We start from the raw sequence: 19,400 nt of genomic DNA, 5'->3' as shown, positions 1-19,400 counted from the left end.
GCCATCTCTCTTTATCGAGCTTCGTTATAGGCCATAGCCATTGTCTTCAGGAGGTATTTCAGGAGGAGCTGTGCCTGTGCCTTCTAACGCTTCCCCGATCAGAGCAATCTCTTGAGGAGTACTCGGAAGGTGGTAAACATCAGAAAGCAGCTGACGGGCATGACCCCGCAAGCTGTCGTCACTTGTCTCTTGGGTAAATCGAACAGTATCTTTGATCAGTTGGAGCGTTTCAGCATCAACCTCATCGGCTGCCTGCCAACGTTCGAACAGCTCGTCGAAGTAGGTCTGATTCATCGTCATCACCCTCAAGAATTTCAAAAGGGGACCCCTGGTGACGCTTCACCTTAAGGTGCCGACTCAATCTGTTACACCTACGTAATAATCAAATCGTGCAGATCTAGGTCAAAAGGATGGACCAATAGGACCTGAGTTATGGACTATCTAGCGCAAGAGTAAAGGTGGAAAAAAGGCGAACGCACTGAACCTCGTCGACTCAATCCCCTGCTAGTCAAAGACTCAGATAGCAATCCTAGCGACTGGAACCTGCAAGGCCGTCTACAGATTGGCGAACAACTCCCGCCATTAGGGCAACAAGGCAACGCTGGTGATGCACTTGGCACTTATCTCAAGCGCAAGGCGATATGGCAGCAACTACGACAAGACGCTGATCATACGGGTGAGGTATTAAAGCCCTATACCTTTCGCCATCGCTACGCGAAGGCGTCACATGCGGCCGGTTTGCCTGTGGCGAATATCGCTGAAGCCATGGGGCACACGATTGAAGTGCATCTCGGTAGTTACGCCAGGTTCAAGCCAGAAGCGACGGCAGACCTCTATGCGCAAGTGAATGCGGGAACTGCACAAGTGAACTGAAATTGGATTCCACCATTTCGGTGATGCTTTATCAACCCTCATCAAACGTTGCTTGAGTGCTATAGATGCATGGACGACAACTAGCAACAAATCGCAGAGCGCTATCAATGTTCAGCGCGTACAGCTAGGTGGTGGGCAAGCATGGTCTAATTGGTCGAAATTATTCCTTAGGAATGGCAATCGAAACCACCGTGTTTGACTTCAAAATCAGTAAAACCTTTGACGAGTGGAGAGCTATTTACGACAGTGAAGACAACAAAGCAATGTTGAAAGCAGGCGGAATCACATCTCTGTACAGAGGCTTACACAAAGAAGATTCATCAAGAGCGATTGTGATATTCCAAGCAGAGGAGGGAGTTGCGATGGGCATGTGGAATGACCCTGAGGCAAAAGTAATGATTGAATCAAGTGGTCATATCTATGACGAAACAGCAATTACTCAATGGATCGATCATTAGGCAACGGCTCAACCAACACCGCTAAGAGGTGGGCTAGCGCTTGATTGATTCTCAATCGTTTGCGGGGCCCGAGAAAGTAGGGCCCCTAAGCCACCTCATCCGGGAATCCCTCCCAGGCACCCTCGAGGCCACGGGGGTTGTAGTGGCTTTCTTTAGGCTTAGATCTGAATGCTTGGGGCGTCATTGGTGATAACCAGATAGTCCTATTACTCCATCTACAAAGTCATTGCTAGAGCGCCACTAGTGCAGTGACCAATCTCACAGCGCGAGATGATCTAACTCAGGGCTTTGAGGACTTCTTGCGGTGAGGCTATAAACATCGATACGGAACTTTCACGATGGACCGAACCACTAACCTCAAGGCAATGTGTGCCGTTAATACTGCAATTGAATGTACTCCTATCTCCGATCAGAACTCTTTAGTCTGCCTCAGGAAGGCTTTCTACATGCATTTCATTATCGAATCTGTGCTTTCTGAGCGAGTAGGACTCATTCCAGCATCTTCTTTGCGGGAAACCATTTCATAATCGTAGTCATCAAATGAATCTTTAGTTCGCCATCGCTACGCCAAAGCATCACATGCAGCGAATCTGCCTGTCGCCAATATCGCTGAAGCCATGGGGCACACGATTGAAGTGCATCTCGGCAGTTACGCCAGGTTCAAACCAGATGCAACGGCAGATCTTTATGCACAGGTGAATGCTTAATGCTGACCAGGAAGGCGGCGGATCCACTCACGAACGGCTTGGCTCAACTGACCATCGATTGCACAGACACACCGCGCAAAATCCGCGAGCAAGCATTGCTCCTCAAATCACCGGAATCAGTTGAGCTGCACTTACACAGAGCAAGAGGAAAGGCCGTTACCAAACGGGCTGCGAACGAAGTCCTCCAGGCAGTGCTTTCAGTTATGGAATGGACCGGTCAGGGGGGAATTGTTCTCTTTTTCCTGAGTTGAAACGCTGTATGAGGTGGTTCCCTGCTAGCCGTCACTCAACCCGAACCATGTTTGGCATTCCCTCCACGCTGGCAAAGGTGACCAGACTCACCGCCGGTTCAGACCCTTTGTTGACTACATAGTGAGGTTCTTCTGGGTTGCCCTCCAGAAAGCCATCCCCTGCTTCAACAATGTCGGTCACCTCAGCACCGTCGACGATGCGGACATTGCTCAGTCTTCCCTGTTCCACCACCACCACCACTGGCGAAGGATGGATGTGCAAAGGAATCTTGGCGCCAACAGGAAGAGTGATCCGATAGACCCTCATCTCAGGTGTCCCTTCTGGATACGCAACAACTCTCCCTCCAAGGGTCCGATTCGCCCTGAAAAGCTCCTCAGTGATTGGCTGAGGTGATGCAAAGGCAGCACCTGAAAAAATCAGCACAGATGCGGCTGCAAGTCCAGAAGCCCTCAAAATCATGGTTCCTTAGTAAGCAGAGAATATATATCCAATAAGAAAGTCCCCAAAGGGTTGGTGGAAGGAAGGTTGAGGACAAGACAGCATGGAAGAACTACAGCCAACCGACGAGCAACTTGCTCAAAGCATGCCTTTCACGCTCCATTCAAAGTGGGGGAGGGAAGATTGGATTCGCAGGGGAGCCTATGCCCGGGATTTCATCTGTATGTGTGGGCCTTGCCTTGACTTACGTCGCAAACGCTGGCTGAAGGAATCTAAAAATCCTTAGACCTGTCGACTGCTCCATAGCCACCTTTATTCAATTGAGGAAATCGCGGCCACGAAAACCGTACCTGTGACGTTTAAGACGGGATGTCGATCACCGACCGGCCTTTATTCTCACTACCTTTTTGGTTCGGTTGTATTTGCGGAGGCAGGAGGATTTGTTTGAACCGTGCAATGAATGCCATGAATAACCTTGAGAACACCAAGCACTGTTGCCATTGCAGTAGCTGTGCTTATTGTTGCCCTGCTGTTGTTGCAGTTAATATTGATAGTCTTTTACTTAGTTCACAATTGCCTGAGTGAATCGGTTTTGCTCTGGAGCTGTCCCAGTAGTAGTTGTTAATAGTTACCACTGAGTCGTTTGATATTTGCAGTAAGTGAAACCCAACTTGCAAGGGAAGCGAGGTGCCGTTCTGAAGTTTGAGTGGTTGGCTGATGAGCTGAATGGTGCTAGGAAGCGGTATTCTTGTTGTTGTTGATCCACTGAAAGTGCGTTCAGGCTCATTAATACCTAAAAAAGCCCTGGACATATGCCCAGGGCGATGAAAGGAGAAGCGCTTAGATCATGTTATTAATCAAGCTAGAAATTCCGTATTGCTATAGAGACTGGCTAACTCATTATCGACTGAAAGGGCGTGAGAACGACGAACCGCTGAGTCAATATTGACTGTGCCTGCACCGTAGGTGTCGTCACGGCCAGGATCACCTAGATCCATGGCACTTGTTGTTAAGATTTCTCTAATCTCTCCGCCAGTTAGAGATAAATTTTCGCTCCAAACAATAGCTGCAGCTCCAGCGACATTGGGGTTTGCACACGAGGTGCCACCGAAGGTGCTAACTGTGCCATTAGCATTAATTGCTTTACTATCTGTTGGTGCTACTAATGTAAGGTTATCGCCTCTATTGGAATAACCAGCAAGTTGAGTGCCTGTCACATTAGTAAGTGAACCCCCAGTAATTGCATCGATTTCTTCTGTGCCTGTGAACTGCAGAGCACCGACACTTGCGATGTGATCAAAGTCTTCAGATGCGGCAGCAACACCTGAAACAGTAGTTAGATAATCATCATAAAATGGTGCAGTCCCAGGTCCACCGTTACCGGCGGCGATGGCAAAGAAACCCCATTCGCTACTCTTACCAAGTTCCGTTTCAACATCTTCCTTGCTTGAGCCATTTGCTGTCCAGGGCCAATCTCCCTGAATTCCACCTTGAAAGACAATGCGCTCATTGCAGGAACGTTTGCTGTCAACACTAACCAAAGCGTCATAGAGGCCAATACCCCCTTGGCTAGATGTTTTGACGTTGTAACCCCATAGTTGACTTCCTGGTGCAATACCTGCAAGGTTTTCACTGTCATGTTTGGCGGCCATCACACTCATGGCTTGGTGGCCATGATCAGAATTGTAAGTATTGATTCCTGTCTCATAGCTGATATGGCCGATTTCATCATGCACAGCCGCACTACCATCTCCACTGTCTTTTAAGCCGCTATCAAGAGACACGAGAACAACATCTTCTGAACCTTTGTTGAATCGCCATGCACTTGCAGCATCCATAGCATTTAGATTCCATTGTTCTTTTGTACTGTCGCTCATTCCTTCTCTAATGCGGTAGCTATCGTCTTCGGTGGTAATCCTCTCAAAACCTTGTAGATAAATCTCATCTCCATTTTTGAGGCTCAAGATGTCGAAAGCTGTGCCTTGATAAATGGCCTGTTCGCCGATCGTTGTGTAATCAGTCAAACCGCTGAAGGTTTCGCCATTGAAGCTCTTGATGTCTGCACTATCAATACCATTAAGTATTAGTTCGTCGGTTCCACCACGAGCCTTGTAAATTCTACCTGAATCATATTGTGAACCTACCCATGAATATGCATCCAGATCATTATAAGTAAAAGTGTTCGCTTCAATGTCACCATCAAATGTACTCCAGTCAAGAGCATCAATCATCGTTAATCTTTCATCAAAGTCTTCTATATTTTCTCTCCAGCCACCGAATACAGCATCAATATCCACATCAAAGTCCCAGTTACTGCGTCTATCGAAGAAGCTTTCCGCAGCATCGATCTTGCCGTTAAGATCGACAAGGAATCGATCTTCTGAGAGATCTAGTGTGTATGATCCAAGATCAACACTTTCTCCTGTAGTGGTGTGGGTTGCATTGACTTGAGCTTCAACATTACCAAGTTTCATTGTTGAGAATGGGCCCCAACTCCAGCCATAAATATCTGAGAAATCTAACCTATTATCATTTAAGAAATCACCATCATAATTGATTCTGATAGCACCATCTTCAAAGACTTCTTTTTTCGTACCGTCGTGTGATGCATCATAAATACGGGTATAACCATAATCAAATAGACCCTCTACACTAAAGTCCCATGGCTTGATGCTGATGCTGAGATCAACATCGCGCGCTAGTGGGAGTTTGTTGAAAGCTTGCCGGTGAAAACCTTGGCTAAATGGGTTGTGTGAACCACCTTCCTCGCCAGCTTCATGTTCACCATTTGTACGATCTTCTGGTAAATCCTGTTGGCCTTTTCTTGCTATCCAGTTTAGCCTTACGAAGGAAAACCTATTTGATTTTCTTTCAAATTGGCCTTGATGATTGAATTCATCAGGTGATTCATCGCGATCTTGCTGATTTGCACTGGAAGAGAAACCTTGCCGATTGACTGAACGAAATGGCTGCCTTAGGTGTCGGCCAACTGTATTTGGACCATGTTGATTGCCTGTAATCGGATCTTCCAAACTTGTGGAATGATGAACATTGAATGTTTCTTGCCTCTCAAAAGATAGTCTGCTATCGCGAGGATAATCTTTGGTTGTGTTGTTTGAATTTGAGGCTCCCTTAGCTTCGAGTTCAAAGGGCTGCTCTTGTTCAGTGATCTTGTCACTATTGGAGTAATAGTGGCTTGAATGCCCCGAGCCAAGATGAGTGTTCTGACTGTCTGTTGGCTTTGCTAAATTTAGTGAGTCACTGATGAAGTCTCTGCGCTCTGATTGCTTGTCATTTGAGCTGATACTTCTGAAGAGCCGTTTCATGATTAGAGAAAAGGCAAAGCCTTTTGAATGACTCAATCAATTTCGCTCAATGTCATGACTTTAGATGTGATCCAGAACCTTTTGAGCCACGAACTTGCTCATATTCAATTGTGACGTAGGTCACACCTTTATTTGTGCATATCGATTGATTAGAAGTAATTTGGATGGAGAATCTGATTATTCTAGATCAGTCTTGCGACTAATCCTATCAATAGCCTTGCTTTTCATCTTTCTATTTTGGTGCCGCTTGCTTTTTCAGTCAATGACAGCCTCTGTAACCTGTGCTTGTAGTTGTCGCTGCAGTTGTTGTGACTGCTGATCAATAATCGCTATCGCTAGGTGGATTGGGACCCAACTGGCGTGATTGCGAGGGATACAGCGGGCCTGGGAAAACCCGCTTAAAAACGAAACGCCTACTTAAACCCTCTATCCCGATTCGGATGGTTCTTTTTTATGTTCTTAGCAGCTACAAAAAGACCTGCACCCACTGGTATGAAAGTTTATTGCTGGGGCATTTAGAGACCCTTGATCGAAAGGAGCAATTCTGCCTACTGACGCCTTGTTGTTGCTTGCTTAGACCTAGATCAGGAGTCCGAGGACGTAGAAACCCTGAAAACCTGTCCTGGACTTGAGGGCATCCAACGCGGGTGCCCTTCTTCATGCCAGTGGTTTCTCTGCTTATCAAAAGCTATGCATGTCTTTGATCTGTCTGTGTTCGAACTCATCGATGGCATTGAGACAGGACACTGATTTCTTAAAAAGGTTGAGACAACTTATGGCTAGCGGTGAAGGATGAAAACAAAAAAATAATTACCGCCTCAGAGAAAAAAAGTAAATAAGAAAAGCCCCGCTCTAGGGCTTGTCTTCACTAGCCAACAAGGGCAGCACATGATCACCCTTCTGTGGGCCATTCCTGGGGATACCGATAGAAGGGGTCTTAACACTGAGGAATTTGAGAGTCTTCTTCTGATCTTTCGTTGGTGCTACTTTTAATTCTTGATTATCATACCGACAAGCTCAATACTGACTACTGTAATCAAAAGAAAATAAATCCAACTTTTAATCCAAGGTTTTATGGCAACTTTAGCTGCCCACCAAGATCCTACAGCGCCTCCCAGTGCTAATGCAATGCCAGGAACCAAGGCAATTTGACCTTCTAAAAAGAAGATAGGAATAGAGAGTATTGACGCAAAGAGTAGAAAGACGGCTTTTATCGGATTCGCTTTGGTGACATCCATCGAGCCAAGCATTACTAATGCAAGAATCATATACGTGGCAGAGTCTAAAACTATAAATCCAGTCCAAAAGCCCACCAAAAAAATGCATGGGAGCATAAAAATACTCTCTTTATTTTGACGAGATTCCCTTAAAAAAAGAAACCTCTTTGACCCAATAACAAGTACTGCCAACGCAGCAATTATCGCCATATTAATTGTTAGCTGTATTCTCTCATCGTTCAGATAGGTTGCAGCTCTTGCCCCTATAATTGCGCCTACGGCAAGCGGCGCAGATAGCGTGAAAGTTTTCCTCCAGGGGATAGACCCTGATTTTTGAAAGCTGATTACCGCTGACAAAGATCCGAGCAAGACTCCTAGTCGATTTGTCCCATTAGCAACCCCTGGCGGTACTCCTAGGAAAATCAGAAGAGGAAGTGTTATTGCTGATCCGCTACTTGCAAGTGTGTTGAGTGCACCAGCAAAAGCACCGCCTGCAAGCAATATTGATATCTCCCATGCATCCATTTCTCGAGCCCCAACATTCAGTACCAACTTCTGTTAGCAACTGACGGGTGTTTTGACAATGCATTCAATGGTGTTATGTCTCTAGCCCTGTAGCGTTTGGTCTATGGAGTTCGACCACCACTAGAGGCTTTAAAGACTGCGCGCAGGAAGTGCCGCGAAGCCTTAGCCGGCAAAACATCTGTTGCTTGTATGGGGGGGGCAGGTAGGCGTTTCGTTTGTAAGTGGGTTTCCCAGGCCCGCTGTATCCCTTGAAGACAGGCCATCTGATCCCCCACCACCATGCACTGAGGCTGAACCGTGAAGGGCATTTTGTTTGAACTCAGCTCTAGGGTGATTGAAAGATTCTTTTGTCTGTGTTCAAATTTCACCCGGCTCTCTTTGGCGGTTTCTTCGCATCAAGCCTGCTTTTTGGCATGTCCATAGACAACACAGCGCTAAAGGCCGCAGAAACGGAATGTGCTCAGTCACCGCCTGCTGCCATTCACTGGCCTACCAAAGCCGTAACCCGGGTGAATGAAGACAATTATGCGCTTGCAGAAACTCAGGTCATCTTTGCTGACTACGTGAAAAAGATTGCCAAGAACACTTGCTCTGATGGAGTCGGTGTGTTCTGGCACATGAAGGGAGCCATGGATCCCAACGACCGAACGATCCTTCGCCCGAACTTTGACACGCTCTACTCCGCATTAGTTCTCGACCTCTCAAGACCAGCCACAATCTCAATGCCAGGAACGAAAGGGCGTTACCAAAGTGCACTTGTGGTCTCTGAAGAGCACTACATGCCGATGACAATCACCTCGCCAGGAGCATTCACACTGACCAAAGAAAACGTTGGTACGCCATATGCCCTGGTGATTTTCAGAACAGGCGTGAACATGCGCGATCCTGCCGATATGGCAAAAGCCTCAGCTCTGCAGGATCAATTGGGTGTCTACCAGACCAAGCGCGGATCGTATACCCCCACAAACAATTGGGACATGGATCAGATTCTTGCCATGCGTAAGAAAGTTCAGGAGGTTTTCGATCTTGAAGGATTTAAGTCAGAAGATATTTTTGGGAAGAACGGCGAGCTCACAGCAGATCAGCATCGAGCTGGCGTCGCAATTGGCTGGGGTGGTCTACCCAAAGAGCAGGCTGTTTACCCCTTCTATACCCCAACATTTGAAGGACCCAATGTTCTCACCCTGAAGGATGTTCCTGTCGATGGTTTTTGGTCAATCACCGTTTACGACAAAGACGGGTTCGTTCAAGGTGATGCCTACAACATCAACAGTGCTTTCGCGAAAGCGAATGCTGATGGGGCTTATGTGATCCACTTTGGTGGCGAGCCTTCTCAGAGCAATTACCTGGGAATTTATCCAGGCTGGAATTTTGTACTGAGAATGTATCAGCCTCAGAAAGCTTATTTTGATGGTAGTTGGCAGCTGCCAGAACTTGTACCAGTTAGATAGAAAATCCCTAAAAACAAGCTGATATCTAGTTAGCTTCCTGCCCCTTGGCCTCTTGTTCCTTGGCTAGATCTATACCTTCAACAACTTCAAGGGCCTGTCGTTTCAGGATCAACTGAGTATTGCGCTCTTTTTCTAGGCCTTGCTCAACCTGAATGACAGCGATGCGATTTACAGGAACCACGACGCGATCAGTGCACTGAGGTTGTTCAACGAGCCCCTTGCATGAGCGTCAGAACCACTTTGACTATGGAGCTAAAAATCCCTTCAGGGACTCAAGGGGAAAATTGTTCTGGCTTTTGAACCACCAAGCTCTTGATGGAGCTCCGTAGTGTTCTCTCAAGTAGATGATTGCTTTGTTGATTGACGGAAAGACGACTCCGTCGATGCTGGCTGCTGCGATACTTCCAAGCGCCCGCTCAGTAGCATCTTGTGCCTTGGCTTGGTTAGCGGCCTCCTTCCAGCTGCCTTCATAGCTTGGAGTGAATCTTGCTGCTTTTTGGCACGCAGATCTACCAGGCAACTGTCCTGATTCGATTTCCCTGATGTGCCCGCAATGATCAGCGAAGCCTTTTGCGTGGATCAGTAGCTCCTTAACATGATTGGCTACTTCATCTGAGTCGTTCGATAGTTGACTCGCAACCATTAGCGCTGATAGGCAAAGGTGTTGTGTCTGGTTGCTGCCAGTCCATCCACGAGCAAGTAGGTCATGGGCATCTTGCAAGCTTGTTGGCTCACCACTTTGCTTAGAAAGACTCTCAAGGGGCTGCTCACCTTTATCCGCGTAGACCAGTTGTTGGTTCGCGGCTGTTCGCTTCCTAGGTTTGATCCAGTTGATACAGGTGACTTCACAATCTTCATCAACAAGGTTGTAGGGACCGGGACCTAACTCTCTTTTTTTAAGCCTTATGGATTGAACCAGAACATTGTTTTTTGCTGCGACGTTCCATCTATCAGGCAATAGAGACGGCTCCTCTACTAAGCCGAATCCGTCTAGCAAAAGACCGTTACCTTGACCTGTGAACGGTAACCGGATTGAGATGTAGTCACTATCTACTTGCTTGACGTTAGGGAAAACCTCCAACAGGCCTGAAGATATTTTCAGTTGTTGATCAGTAGTGAAGTCGATGCTCTCGCCCAGTTCTCCTGCATCTATTGCGCCTGCCTCGAGGCATAGTTTCACAGTGAGAGCTGCATCAAAGGCTTTAACCGGTTTGGCTAATGGATACCAGAGGTGAATGCCTCCACTGTGACTTGAGCGAAATACAAGGGGCTCTCTCAAGCCCATCAGTGCACATCTCTCCAACAGGATGTTGATTGCGTCATCTCCACGATCAGGGTGGTATGGAGAACGTGCCTGATCAATGTCAAAGGCAATCCATTGGGTAGTCCTAGAAGGGCGAATTGTAAGGTAAGAAGGTTCTTCTTTGGACAATCCCAGGTGATGAGAAAGCAGCTTTGCTGAAGGATGACCTGAACGAAATGCCTTGACTCCATTCACCTCAATCACATAGCCCCACCCAGGCGTAAAGGCCTTTATGAACCACTCAGCTAGTGGGGAAGCCTTCGAGGGGGAAGTGTTGCTCATGGAGTCTTGAGATCGGAAGTGGCTAAGAACGATTTGACTCAATCCTTGCCAGAGCAGTAGGTCTCGATTCGCGAGGCATTGATCTCTGGCTTTGCCTCCAGTTGACATGTCTTATCGCGTTGCCACTCCTGCAAGGCGATCACATCCCACAGCAAGGTGCCGTAGATGTTTCCAGTGGAATAGACGTAGTGAGTACCGGGTTTGAAAATCTTTTTGGCCTTGCGCTGACGTAACCAGCTACCAGAAACGCGCAGCAGCTCTGCTGCTTGCTGCGTATTTAGGAAGTTGGTCGGTGTCATGAGGCCCTTTTGGCTGCGTTGGCGGTGGCTTTAAGCGGCTGGTGCAAGCAGCTGCTCGATGGCCCCATTTACAAACTACGAGGGGTTGTCGCGCTCAAAAATTGAGCCTTGCACAGGCCTCGTAGATGGGTTTGGCCCGCCCAAACGAAAAGCTCTCAGGGCGCACACAGGGCGTAACCACTTTTGCTATTCGCTGAGATTCAAGTCGGGGCGACAGGATTCGAACCTGCGACCTAGTGCTCCCAAATCACTCGGTCTACTCTTGTGTTCATGCGGCTTTCTTAGTCACTATCCCTTTTTTGGTAGTGGATTCTGTGCTGAGAGATGCTGACAGATTCCAGGAGGTATTGACGCCTAGCGCAAGCTTAGCGCAAAATTGAGATAGCACTCGGTCAGCTTCGTTTGCCTCGCCTTACACACACAGATCCATGGATTAAGCCCTTTCGCAAGCTTGTTGCCAACAGTTGTGGTGATCAATGGCAGGTGAGGCCATCGGGGAAACGAATGCGTTTGGAAGTTAAAGGTGTTGGCTCAGTCATCCTTCCTTTTGATTGGTCAGAAGATGGTGCTGCTCATGCTCTGCCCCGTATTAAGCAGATCTTTAAGCGCTTTTCTACTGGACTGTTCACCCTTGCAGAAGCAGCACGAAACACCAACACCGCTAGTAGTCAACAAAAGATTGACTTCAAGCAGCTATTTGCAGAATTCAGAAAATTCCGCCATACAGCATCAGATGACACCTGGAAAGCAAAATACATTCCAATCCTTAGAAACATTGACGCTGCATTTGTAGGCAAGCCACCAATCGATGGCGAAACGCTTTGCGATGTTGCATTGAAGCAATGGGAACACGGCTCTAGGCAGCGTCAGATCATGCGACAAAACCTCTATGCGTTTCTTACCTGGGCAGTGCAGCGAGGACAGCTCAAATCGCTCTATCTGCCACCGGCGGATGCTGCAGAGACACGCAGGCCCAAGCGTGATGGCTACGCCTTGTCAGATGCGCAGATTCTGCAGTTGTTAGAAGCTCTACCAGAAGGAGACTCACATGATCGATGGCGCTTTGCGCTTCAACTATGCGCTGTCTATGGGCTTAGGCCAGAAGAGCTGCGATACCTACGGATTAAGGATGGTCCGATAGGGCCTGAGTTATGGACTATCTACCGCAAGAGTAAAGGCGGAAAAAAAGGCGAACGAACTGACCCTCGTCGACTCAATGCGCTGCTAGTCAAAGACTCAGATGGCACTCCTAGCGACTGGAACCTGCAAGGCCGTCTACAGATTGGCGAACAACTGCCGCCATTAGGACAACAAGGCAACGCTGGTGATGCACTTGGCACTTATCTCAAGCGCAAGGCGATATGGCAGCAACTACGACAAGACGCTGATCATGCTGGTGAGGTATTAAAGCCCTATACCTTTCGACATCGCTACGCCAAAGCATCACATGCTGCGGGGCTACCGATAGCGAACATCGCCCAAGCCATGGGTCACACGATTGAGGTGCACTTAAGTAGCTATGCACGCTTTACACCAGATGCAACAGCAGACCTCTATGCACAGGTGAACGCTTAATGGAAGAACTACAGCCAACCGACGAGCAACTTGCTCAAAGCATGCCTCTCACGCTCCATTCAAAGTGGGGGAGGGAAGATTGGATTCGCAGGGGAGCCTATTCCCGGTATTTCATCTGTAAGTGCGAGTCTTTCCTTGGCTTACGACGCAAACGCTGGCTTAAGGAATCTAAAAATCCTTAGACCAGTCGACTGCTCCACAGCCACCTTTATTCAATTGATGAAATCGCGGCCGCGAAAACCGTACCTGTGACGTTTAAGACGGGATGTCGATCACCGACCGGCCTTTGTTCTCACTACCTTTTTGGTTCGGTTGTATTTGCGGAGGCAGGAGGATTTGTTTGAACCGTGCAATGAATGCCATGAATAACCTTGAGAACACCAAGCACTGTTGCCATTGCAGTAGCTGTGCTTATTGTTGCCCTGCTGTTGTTGCAGTTAATATTGATAGTCTTTTACTTAGTTCACAATTGCCTGAGTGAATCGGTTTTGCTCTGGAGCTGTCCCAGCAGTAGTTGTTAATAGTTCCCACTGAGTCGTTTGATATTTGCAGTAAGTGAGACCCAACTTGCAAGGGAAGCGAGGTGCCGTTCTGAAGTTTGAGTGGTTGGCTGATGAGCTGAATGGTGCTTGGCAGCGGTATTCTTGTTGTTGTTGATCCGCTGAAAGTGCGTTCAGGCTCATTAATACCTAAAAAAGCCCTGGACATATGCCCAGGGCGATGAAAGGAGAAGCGCTTAGATCGTGTTATTAATCAAGCTAGAAAATCCGTATTGCTGTACAGACTGGCTAATTCATTGTCGACTGAGAGAGCATGAGAGCGACGAACTGCAGATTCAGCATTGATTGTGCCTGCACCGTAGGTGTCGTCACGCCCTGTAGCTCCTAAATCCATGGCACTTGTTGTCAGGATATCTCTAACCTCTCCGCCAGTTAGAGATAAATTTTCACTCCAAACAAGAGCAGCAACTCCAGCTACATTGGGGTTTGCACACGAGGTTCCGCCAAAAGATCTTTGCCATCCGTTCGCATCAATAGATTGACTGTCTGTCGGTGCTACTAATGTAAGGTTATCGCCTCTATTGGAATAACCAGCAAGTTCAGTTCCTGTAACATTAGTAAGTGAACCACCAGTAATTGCATCGATTTCTTCTGTGCCTGTGAACTTCAGAGCACCGACACTAGCAATATTGTCATTTGTAGTTTGTGCTTTGGCTAGACCTGAAACACTAGTTAGATAGTCGTCGTCATCGAGGTTGCCACCTGGGCCACCGTTACCGGCTGCGATGGCAAAGAAGCCATAATCTGCTGTTTCATCTAGAGCAGTTTGCATTTCTGCCTTGGTTGCGCCATGGGTCCACCAACCTTCACCTTGAATACCACCTTGAAAGACTAGTCTTTGACTACAATTGCGTTGATCTTTGGCATCTTCAATTGAATCGTAGAGTGAATCACCTCCACCATAAACATTGTAGGCCCAAAGTTCACTTCCAGGAGCAATACCTGCCAAGTTTTGACTATCATGTTTGGCAGCCATCACACTCATGGCTCGATGTCCATGGGAGTCATTTGACTTGCCGGTTTGGTTGACAACATGATCAATTTCATCATGAGCATCAGTTGCACTTCCTGCAACATCATTAAGACCAGTATCCAGAGATACGAGAACAACATCTTCTGAACCTTTGTTGAATCGCCAAGCACCTCCTGCATCCATGGCTTGTAGGTTCCATTGTTCTTTTGTACTGTCGCTCATTCCTTCTCTAATGCGGTAGCTATCGTCTTCGGTGGTAATCCTCTCAAAACCTTGTAGATAAATCTCATCTCCATTTTTGAGGCTCAAGATGTCGAAAGCTGTGCCTTGATAAATGGCCTGTTCGCCGATCGTTGTGTAATCAGTCAAACCGCTGAAGGTTTCGCCATTGAAGCTCTTGATGTCTGCACTATCAATACCATTAAGTATTAGTTCGTCGGTTCCACCACGAGCCTTGTAAATTCTACCTGAATCATATTGTGAACCTACCCATGAATATGCATCCAGATCATTATAAGTAAAAGTGTTCGCTTCAATGTCACCATCAAATGTACTCCAGTCAAGAGCATCAATCATCGTTAATCTTTCATCAAAGTCTTCTATATTTTCTCTCCAGCCACCGAATACAGCATCAATATCCACATCAAAGTCCCAGTTACTGCGTCTATCGAAGAAGCTTTCCGCAGCATCGATCTTGCCGTTAAGATCGACAAGGAATCGATCTTCTGAGAGATCTAGTGTGTATGATCCAAGATCAACACTTTCTCCTGTAGTGGTGTGGGTTGCATTGACTTGAGCTTCAACATTACCAAGTTTCATTGTTGAGAATGGGCCCCAACTCCAGCCATAAATATCTGAGAAATCTAACCTATTATCATTTAAGAAATCACCATCATAATTGATTCTGATAGCACCATCTTCAAAGACTTCTTTTTTCGTACCGTCGTGTGATGCATCATAAATACGGGTATAACCATAATCAAATAGACCCTCTACACTAAAGTCCCATGGCTTGATGCTGATGCTGAGATCAACATCGCGCGCTAGTGGGAGTTTGTTGAAAGCTTGCCGGTGAAAACCTTGGCTAAATGGGTTGTGTGAACCACCTTCCTCGCCAGCTTCATGTTCACCATTTGTACGATCTTCTGGTAAATCCTGTTGGCCTTTTCTTGCTATCCAGTTTAGCCTTACGAAGGAAAACCTATTTGATTTTCTTTCAAATTGGCCTTGATGATTGAATTCATCAGGTGATTCATCGCGATCTTGCTGATTTGCACTGGAAGAGAAACCTTGCCGATTGACTGAACGAAATGGCTGCCTTAGGTGTCGGCCAACTGTATTTGGACCATGTTGATTGCCTGTAATCGGATCTTCCAAACTTGTGGAATGATGAACATTGAATGTTTCTTGCCTCTCAAAAGATAGTCTGCTATCGCGAGGATAATCTTTGGTTGTGTTGTTTGAATTTGAGGCTCCCTTAGCTTCGAGTTCAAAGGGCTGCTCTTGTTCAGTGATCTTGTCACTATTGGAGTAATAGTGGCTTGAATGCCCCGAGCCAAGATGAGTGTTCTGACTGTCTGTTGGCTTTGCTAAATTTAGTGAGTCACTGATGAAGTCTCTGCGCTCTGATTGCTTGTCATTTGAGCTGATACTTCTGAAGAGCCGTTTCATGATTAGAGAAAAGGCAAAGCCTTTTGAATGACTCAATCAATTTCGCTCAATGTCATGACTTTAGATGTGATCCAGAACCTTTTGAGCCACGAACTTGCTCATATTCAATTGTGACGTAGGTCACACCTTTATTTGTGCATATCGATTGATTAGAAGTAATTTGGATGGAGAATCTGATTATTCTAGATCAGTCTTGCGACTAATCCTATCAATAGCCTTGCTTTTCATCTTTCTATTTTGGTGCCGCTTGCTTTTTCAGTCAATGACAGCCTCTGTAACCTGTGCTTGTAGTTGTCGCTGCAGTTGTTGTGACTGCTGATCAATAATCGCTATCGCTAGGTGGATTGGGACCCAACTGGCGTGATTGCGAGGGATACAGCGGGCCTGGGAAAACCCGCTTAAAAACGAAACGCCTACTTAAACCCTCTATCCCGATTCGGATGGTTCTTTTTTATGTTCTTAGCAGCTACAAAAAGACCTGCACCCACTGGTATGAAAGTTTATTGCTGGGGCATTTAGAGACCCTTGATCGAAAGGAGCAATTCTGCCTACTGACGCCTTGTTGTTGCTTGCTTAGACCTAGATCAGGAGTCCGAGGACGTAGAAACCCTGAAAACCTGTCCTGGACTTGAGGGCATCCAACGCGGGTGCCCTTCTTCATGTCTTGCAGTTGCTGCCCTAATGGTCGATCTGACTCCCATACCTAGTCTTAAGGCATCGGAGTACGCCACCTTTTGATGTCCCATTGTCGTACTGGTGCCATTGCAATTGGGGTTGGTGCTGCTACTGCTGTTGTTTTGTCTCTAGCAGGAGCAAAGACACCATTAGTCATTGCTTCTGCTGCGGCTTTTAAGTTATAGCGTCTAGTTATTTTTTATTTCCGCTTTTCAGACAATTGCTGGAATGATTCAATGGCATGCTGACAGTATTTTGATGACAAGTTTTTAAGGAGCTGGAAGTAATGATTTTTTCAAGTAGATTACTTATACTTCGAAGGCTTTATTAATTCATGAAGAATTTAGAGAAGTTGCTTCTTTCAGCTTCAATGGCTTTGTTCATAAGTCCCATTGAGCCAGTATCATCAAGGCCGGCTTACTGTAATAATACAGAAAACTTGCCTCCAATTAAAAAAAAGATTTGCGAGAAAGGCATTGGCAGGAAAAAAGTAGTGGATCAGGGTTCAGGTCTTAGCTTTATAAATATTCCCAATGACGATAGTTGGGATACAAGGTTAAAAGTAGATGCTCCATTCTCTAGCTTAGTTAAAATAACATCTTCATTTAACGGAGAAGATGAATATGCTGTATATGATAATTTCTACAATAGAAAAAATTGTGAATTCCCCTTCACATGTTATCGAGCCGGGGTGATGACAAAGTGGACCCCGGAGTACTTATCAGGTGTGAATTATCTTGTCAAAACAGCAACTGAAACACTTCTATCACCTATAGATATCAAGCATTTGGGCAAGACTTACACATTGTATGGAGAAGAAGGTAAATTCATCCTTCCAAATCCCCTGATAGAGTCAATAAAGTCCGAAAAAATCCATCTAAGTTAATCATACGCATGCCTAGCCCTAAGACAATAAGCTTATGTCAACACTGCTTGAAATTTAAGATAGCCCAAGAATTTCCCATTCATGAAAAAACAGTAGCTAGTCTGTCAAAGCTATTTAGTAAGACTACATCTAAATGGATGCCTCCAGATATAAAGCTTTTACCCCAGACTATCCAGCCTGGTATGAATAACCAAAAGCTCGCAGGCTTATCTCTACCAAAGGTAGTAAAACTAATATCTGGAGGCTCTACAGGTAGTGGTTTCCTGATAGGGGATGGCTCATACATAATGACGAATAGGCATGTCGTTGGCAGGTCTAAAAATAAAACTACACGAGTAGAATTTTCCGATGGTTCATCTGATCAAGCAAAGACAGTATTTATAAGTAGTAATGAAGACTTTGCAGTGCTTAAGTTGAAGAGTAGAAATGCGAGTTCACCACTACCAATTTGTTATTCAACATATCCAGTTCCTGGTCAAGATGTCCTTGTGCTAGGTAGTCCTCGTGGTCTTTCTAATACCATTACAAGAGGTATGGTGAGTGCCGTACGTCAGGTTGGTTCTGACTTTAAATCGACTGTTCCATCTGGCTCAACATTAATTCAAACTGATGCTGCCGTTAATCCAGGCAATAGCGGAGGCCCATTGGTAAATTCTAATGGAGAAGTTATTGGAGTCGTTACATTCAAGAAGTCAGGAGCAGAAGGTTTGAATTTTGCCATCTCAATAATAGACATTCTTGAAGACTTAGGCGTTAGCAGACCAGTACTCACGAAGCAAGTTAATGCATATGGAAACTATCTATCTACAAAATAAACAACGCGAAACAGATTCGTCAGATCTTTGGCAATTGATATTGAACCACAATGCTCAATGCTTATCTCAAGCATGCTAATGCCAAAAAAGAACTAGGAGACCTCAAAGGAGCCTGTGAGAACTAGAAGAAAGCAGCAGAACTAGGTGATGAACATGCTGCAAAGTTGCTGGAGGAGAACTGTCAGTGACCTCTTAGTGCCTTCAGATCGGTCTGTAACAGGCAAGGACAAAGGCGTCTCTCCCTCTAGTAAAGGGAGTAGGAGACAGCCTCTCTTCTATCCACAACGATTACCACGACTCCATCTGACAAGTCAGGAGGCTCTATCTAGTTTGAAGATCTGGCCTTGTCATAGATGTCCCGCTTTAGCTCAAGCCTGTTTCTGACACTGGTCTCACTGGCTTTTCATGGAGTCCATCAGCAGCCAGCCGTTGCAGGTTGCGCAAACTACGAAGCGGTGGGCTGGTTTACGAATGCGGTCTCCGGTGAGCGATCTAAAGACATTGCCGGCACTAGCTTTCGTTGTGGCAACGCCTATAGCGCTGGTGGTGGATTCAGAAGCTCTGATCTCACAGTGATAACGACTGTCTGTATAAACGAGGAGATGTGCACCGACCCTAGATTTAAACCAAACACGACTTACGTTTCAATCAATCAAGGGAAATCAGTTAGTAGTGAGCAAAACAAGGGTGAAATTCTTTCATTCACCAGGAATAGCATCACTATGAAGCTTGAAAACTCTCCAATTTTATATTCCTGGAAAGACGCCAAATTTATCCCTTGCTATGAATGCCAGGTCTCTAACGGAGGCACTTGAGCAAATGGCTCCTATACTTCTTTATCTCACTGGAGTTATCTCTGGTTTAATTGCAGCTCTACTGTTAAGTCGATTCTTTAGCTTTGATCGAAAAGCCACGGCCACTCTTAATGAGAAGCTAAGGGAAACGAATGAACCGAAGAAAGTTAGAATAATGGGAGGGATTTAGTAGAAATCAAGCAACCCACCCAAATGAGTTTGGAATGTGTCCTCAGAACCTTTGCTGTAACTGGTTTGGAAAACGTGCAAAAGCAATCACGGGATGAATAATCCATGAATATCATTTACTACAAATAGAA

Annotated in this window: 17 protein-coding genes; 8 read left to right on the top strand and 9 right to left on the bottom strand. The window is 46.1% G+C overall.

From position 1 onward, the window contains the following. Positions 1 to 24: 24 nt before the first annotated feature. Positions 25 to 300 (bottom strand): hypothetical protein, encoded by a 276-nt coding sequence (locus tag SIB41_RS04275; RefSeq protein WP_413360711.1) that lies wholly within the window; start codon positions 298 to 300, stop codon positions 25 to 27. 746 nt (positions 301 to 1,046) lie between these two features. Here SIB41_RS04275 and SIB41_RS04270 point away from each other — a divergent pair. Next, a complete protein-coding gene (locus SIB41_RS04270) occupies positions 1,047 to 1,331 on the top strand; it encodes a DUF3764 family protein (protein WP_413360709.1) in 285 nt (94 codons plus the stop codon). Between the two features lie 706 nt (positions 1,332 to 2,037). Continuing rightward, entirely contained in the window at positions 2,038 to 2,289 is a 252-nt protein-coding gene (locus tag SIB41_RS04265; RefSeq protein WP_063418756.1) for a hypothetical protein, read from the top strand. A gap of 31 nt (positions 2,290 to 2,320) precedes the next feature. Here SIB41_RS04265 and SIB41_RS04260 read toward each other — a convergent pair whose 3' ends face one another. The 4 genes from SIB41_RS04260 to SIB41_RS04245 all read right to left on the bottom strand — a co-directional run bounded on the left by SIB41_RS04260 (position 2,321) and on the right by SIB41_RS04245 (position 8,104). Beyond that, complete coding sequence (locus SIB41_RS04260; RefSeq protein ID WP_413360706.1) at positions 2,321 to 2,749, bottom strand: cupin domain-containing protein; 429 nt, start codon at positions 2,747 to 2,749, stop codon at positions 2,321 to 2,323. Positions 2,750 to 3,585: 836 nt separating this feature from the next. Next, positions 3,586 to 6,054: a S8 family serine peptidase gene (locus tag SIB41_RS04255; protein WP_413360704.1), complete on the bottom strand. Its 2,469-nt coding sequence runs from the start codon at positions 6,052 to 6,054 to the stop codon at positions 3,586 to 3,588. 989 nt (positions 6,055 to 7,043) lie between these two features. Continuing rightward, positions 7,044 to 7,796: a sulfite exporter TauE/SafE family protein gene (locus tag SIB41_RS04250; protein ID WP_413360702.1), complete on the bottom strand. Its 753-nt coding sequence runs from the start codon at positions 7,794 to 7,796 to the stop codon at positions 7,044 to 7,046. A 101-nt stretch (positions 7,797 to 7,897) separates the two neighbouring features. After that, positions 7,898 to 8,104, bottom strand: a complete 207-nt coding sequence (locus SIB41_RS04245; protein WP_413360699.1) for a hypothetical protein — start codon at positions 8,102 to 8,104, stop codon at positions 7,898 to 7,900. Between the two features lie 105 nt (positions 8,105 to 8,209). Here SIB41_RS04245 and SIB41_RS04240 point away from each other — a divergent pair, with 105 nt between their 5' ends. Beyond that, entirely contained in the window at positions 8,210 to 9,247 is a 1,038-nt protein-coding gene (locus tag SIB41_RS04240; protein ID WP_413360696.1) for a DUF1254 domain-containing protein, read from the top strand. Positions 9,248 to 9,272: 25 nt separating this feature from the next. Here the strand turns inward: SIB41_RS04240 and SIB41_RS04235 are convergent, their stop codons facing one another. The 3 genes from SIB41_RS04235 to SIB41_RS04225 form a co-directional block, all read right to left on the bottom strand. Beyond that, positions 9,273 to 9,428 carry a hypothetical protein gene (locus tag SIB41_RS04235; RefSeq protein WP_413360694.1) on the bottom strand — a complete coding sequence of 52 codons (156 nt, stop codon included), beginning with the start codon at positions 9,426 to 9,428 and terminating at the stop codon, positions 9,273 to 9,275. 63 nt (positions 9,429 to 9,491) lie between these two features. Next, complete coding sequence (locus SIB41_RS04230) at positions 9,492 to 10,832, bottom strand: hypothetical protein (protein ID WP_413360692.1); 1,341 nt, start codon at positions 10,830 to 10,832, stop codon at positions 9,492 to 9,494. Positions 10,833 to 10,870: 38 nt separating this feature from the next. Next, positions 10,871 to 11,131 carry a hypothetical protein gene (locus SIB41_RS04225; protein ID WP_413360690.1) on the bottom strand — a complete coding sequence of 87 codons (261 nt, stop codon included), beginning with the start codon at positions 11,129 to 11,131 and terminating at the stop codon, positions 10,871 to 10,873. 402 nt (positions 11,132 to 11,533) lie between these two features. Between SIB41_RS04225 and SIB41_RS04220 the strand changes: the two genes are divergently transcribed. After that, a complete protein-coding gene (locus SIB41_RS04220; protein ID WP_413360687.1) occupies positions 11,534 to 12,706 on the top strand; it encodes a tyrosine-type recombinase/integrase in 1,173 nt (390 codons plus the stop codon). Positions 12,707 to 13,459: 753 nt separating this feature from the next. Here the strand turns inward: SIB41_RS04220 and SIB41_RS04215 are convergent. Further along, entirely contained in the window at positions 13,460 to 15,946 is a 2,487-nt protein-coding gene (locus SIB41_RS04215) for a S8 family peptidase (protein WP_413360685.1), read from the bottom strand. A gap of 701 nt (positions 15,947 to 16,647) precedes the next feature. Between SIB41_RS04215 and SIB41_RS04210 the strand changes: the two genes are divergently transcribed. The 4 genes from SIB41_RS04210 (at position 16,648) to SIB41_RS04195 (ending at position 19,101) form a co-directional block, all read left to right on the top strand. Next, positions 16,648 to 16,770: a hypothetical protein gene (locus tag SIB41_RS04210; protein WP_413360682.1), complete on the top strand. Its 123-nt coding sequence runs from the start codon at positions 16,648 to 16,650 to the stop codon at positions 16,768 to 16,770. Positions 16,771 to 16,919: 149 nt separating this feature from the next. Next, positions 16,920 to 17,471: a hypothetical protein gene (locus tag SIB41_RS04205; protein ID WP_413360680.1), complete on the top strand. Its 552-nt coding sequence runs from the start codon at positions 16,920 to 16,922 to the stop codon at positions 17,469 to 17,471. 182 nt (positions 17,472 to 17,653) lie between these two features. Beyond that, positions 17,654 to 18,286, top strand: coding sequence for a S1C family serine protease (locus tag SIB41_RS04200; RefSeq protein WP_413360678.1), 633 nt, complete (start codon positions 17,654 to 17,656; stop codon positions 18,284 to 18,286). Between the two features lie 353 nt (positions 18,287 to 18,639). Further along, entirely contained in the window at positions 18,640 to 19,101 is a 462-nt protein-coding gene (locus tag SIB41_RS04195) for a hypothetical protein (RefSeq protein WP_413360676.1), read from the top strand. The last annotated feature ends 299 nt before the right edge of the window (positions 19,102 to 19,400 follow it).

The organism is Prochlorococcus sp. MIT 1201, assembly GCF_047303415.1.
Taxonomy (GTDB): domain Bacteria; phylum Cyanobacteriota; class Cyanobacteriia; order PCC-6307; family Cyanobiaceae; genus Prochlorococcus; species Prochlorococcus marinus_D.
Note: the sequence above shows the minus strand (reverse complement) of the source record. Positions and strands in the feature narration are given on the sequence as shown.

What these genes read in the sequence shown, in the direction of transcription:
- SIB41_RS04275 (WP_413360711.1), bottom strand. Translation starts at nt 300, where the DNA reads ATGACGATGAATCAGACCTACTTCGACGAGCTGTTCGAACGTTGGCAG.
- SIB41_RS04270 (WP_413360709.1), top strand. Translation starts at nt 1,047, where the DNA reads ATGGCAATCGAAACCACCGTGTTTGACTTCAAAATCAGTAAAACCTTT.
- SIB41_RS04265 (WP_063418756.1), top strand. Translation starts at nt 2,038, where the DNA reads ATGCTGACCAGGAAGGCGGCGGATCCACTCACGAACGGCTTGGCTCAA.
- SIB41_RS04260 (WP_413360706.1), bottom strand. Translation starts at nt 2,749, where the DNA reads ATGATTTTGAGGGCTTCTGGACTTGCAGCCGCATCTGTGCTGATTTTT.
- SIB41_RS04255 (WP_413360704.1), bottom strand. Translation starts at nt 6,054, where the DNA reads ATGAAACGGCTCTTCAGAAGTATCAGCTCAAATGACAAGCAATCAGAG.
- SIB41_RS04250 (WP_413360702.1), bottom strand. Translation starts at nt 7,796, where the DNA reads ATGGATGCATGGGAGATATCAATATTGCTTGCAGGCGGTGCTTTTGCT.
- SIB41_RS04245 (WP_413360699.1), bottom strand. Translation starts at nt 8,104, where the DNA reads ATGCCCTTCACGGTTCAGCCTCAGTGCATGGTGGTGGGGGATCAGATG.
- SIB41_RS04240 (WP_413360696.1), top strand. Translation starts at nt 8,210, where the DNA reads ATGTCCATAGACAACACAGCGCTAAAGGCCGCAGAAACGGAATGTGCT.
- SIB41_RS04230 (WP_413360692.1), bottom strand. Translation starts at nt 10,832, where the DNA reads ATGAGCAACACTTCCCCCTCGAAGGCTTCCCCACTAGCTGAGTGGTTC.
- SIB41_RS04225 (WP_413360690.1), bottom strand. Translation starts at nt 11,131, where the DNA reads ATGACACCGACCAACTTCCTAAATACGCAGCAAGCAGCAGAGCTGCTG.
- SIB41_RS04210 (WP_413360682.1), top strand. Translation starts at nt 16,648, where the DNA reads ATGTCCCATTGTCGTACTGGTGCCATTGCAATTGGGGTTGGTGCTGCT.
- SIB41_RS04205 (WP_413360680.1), top strand. Translation starts at nt 16,920, where the DNA reads ATGAAGAATTTAGAGAAGTTGCTTCTTTCAGCTTCAATGGCTTTGTTC.
- SIB41_RS04200 (WP_413360678.1), top strand. Translation starts at nt 17,654, where the DNA reads ATGAATAACCAAAAGCTCGCAGGCTTATCTCTACCAAAGGTAGTAAAA.
- SIB41_RS04195 (WP_413360676.1), top strand. Translation starts at nt 18,640, where the DNA reads ATGTCCCGCTTTAGCTCAAGCCTGTTTCTGACACTGGTCTCACTGGCT.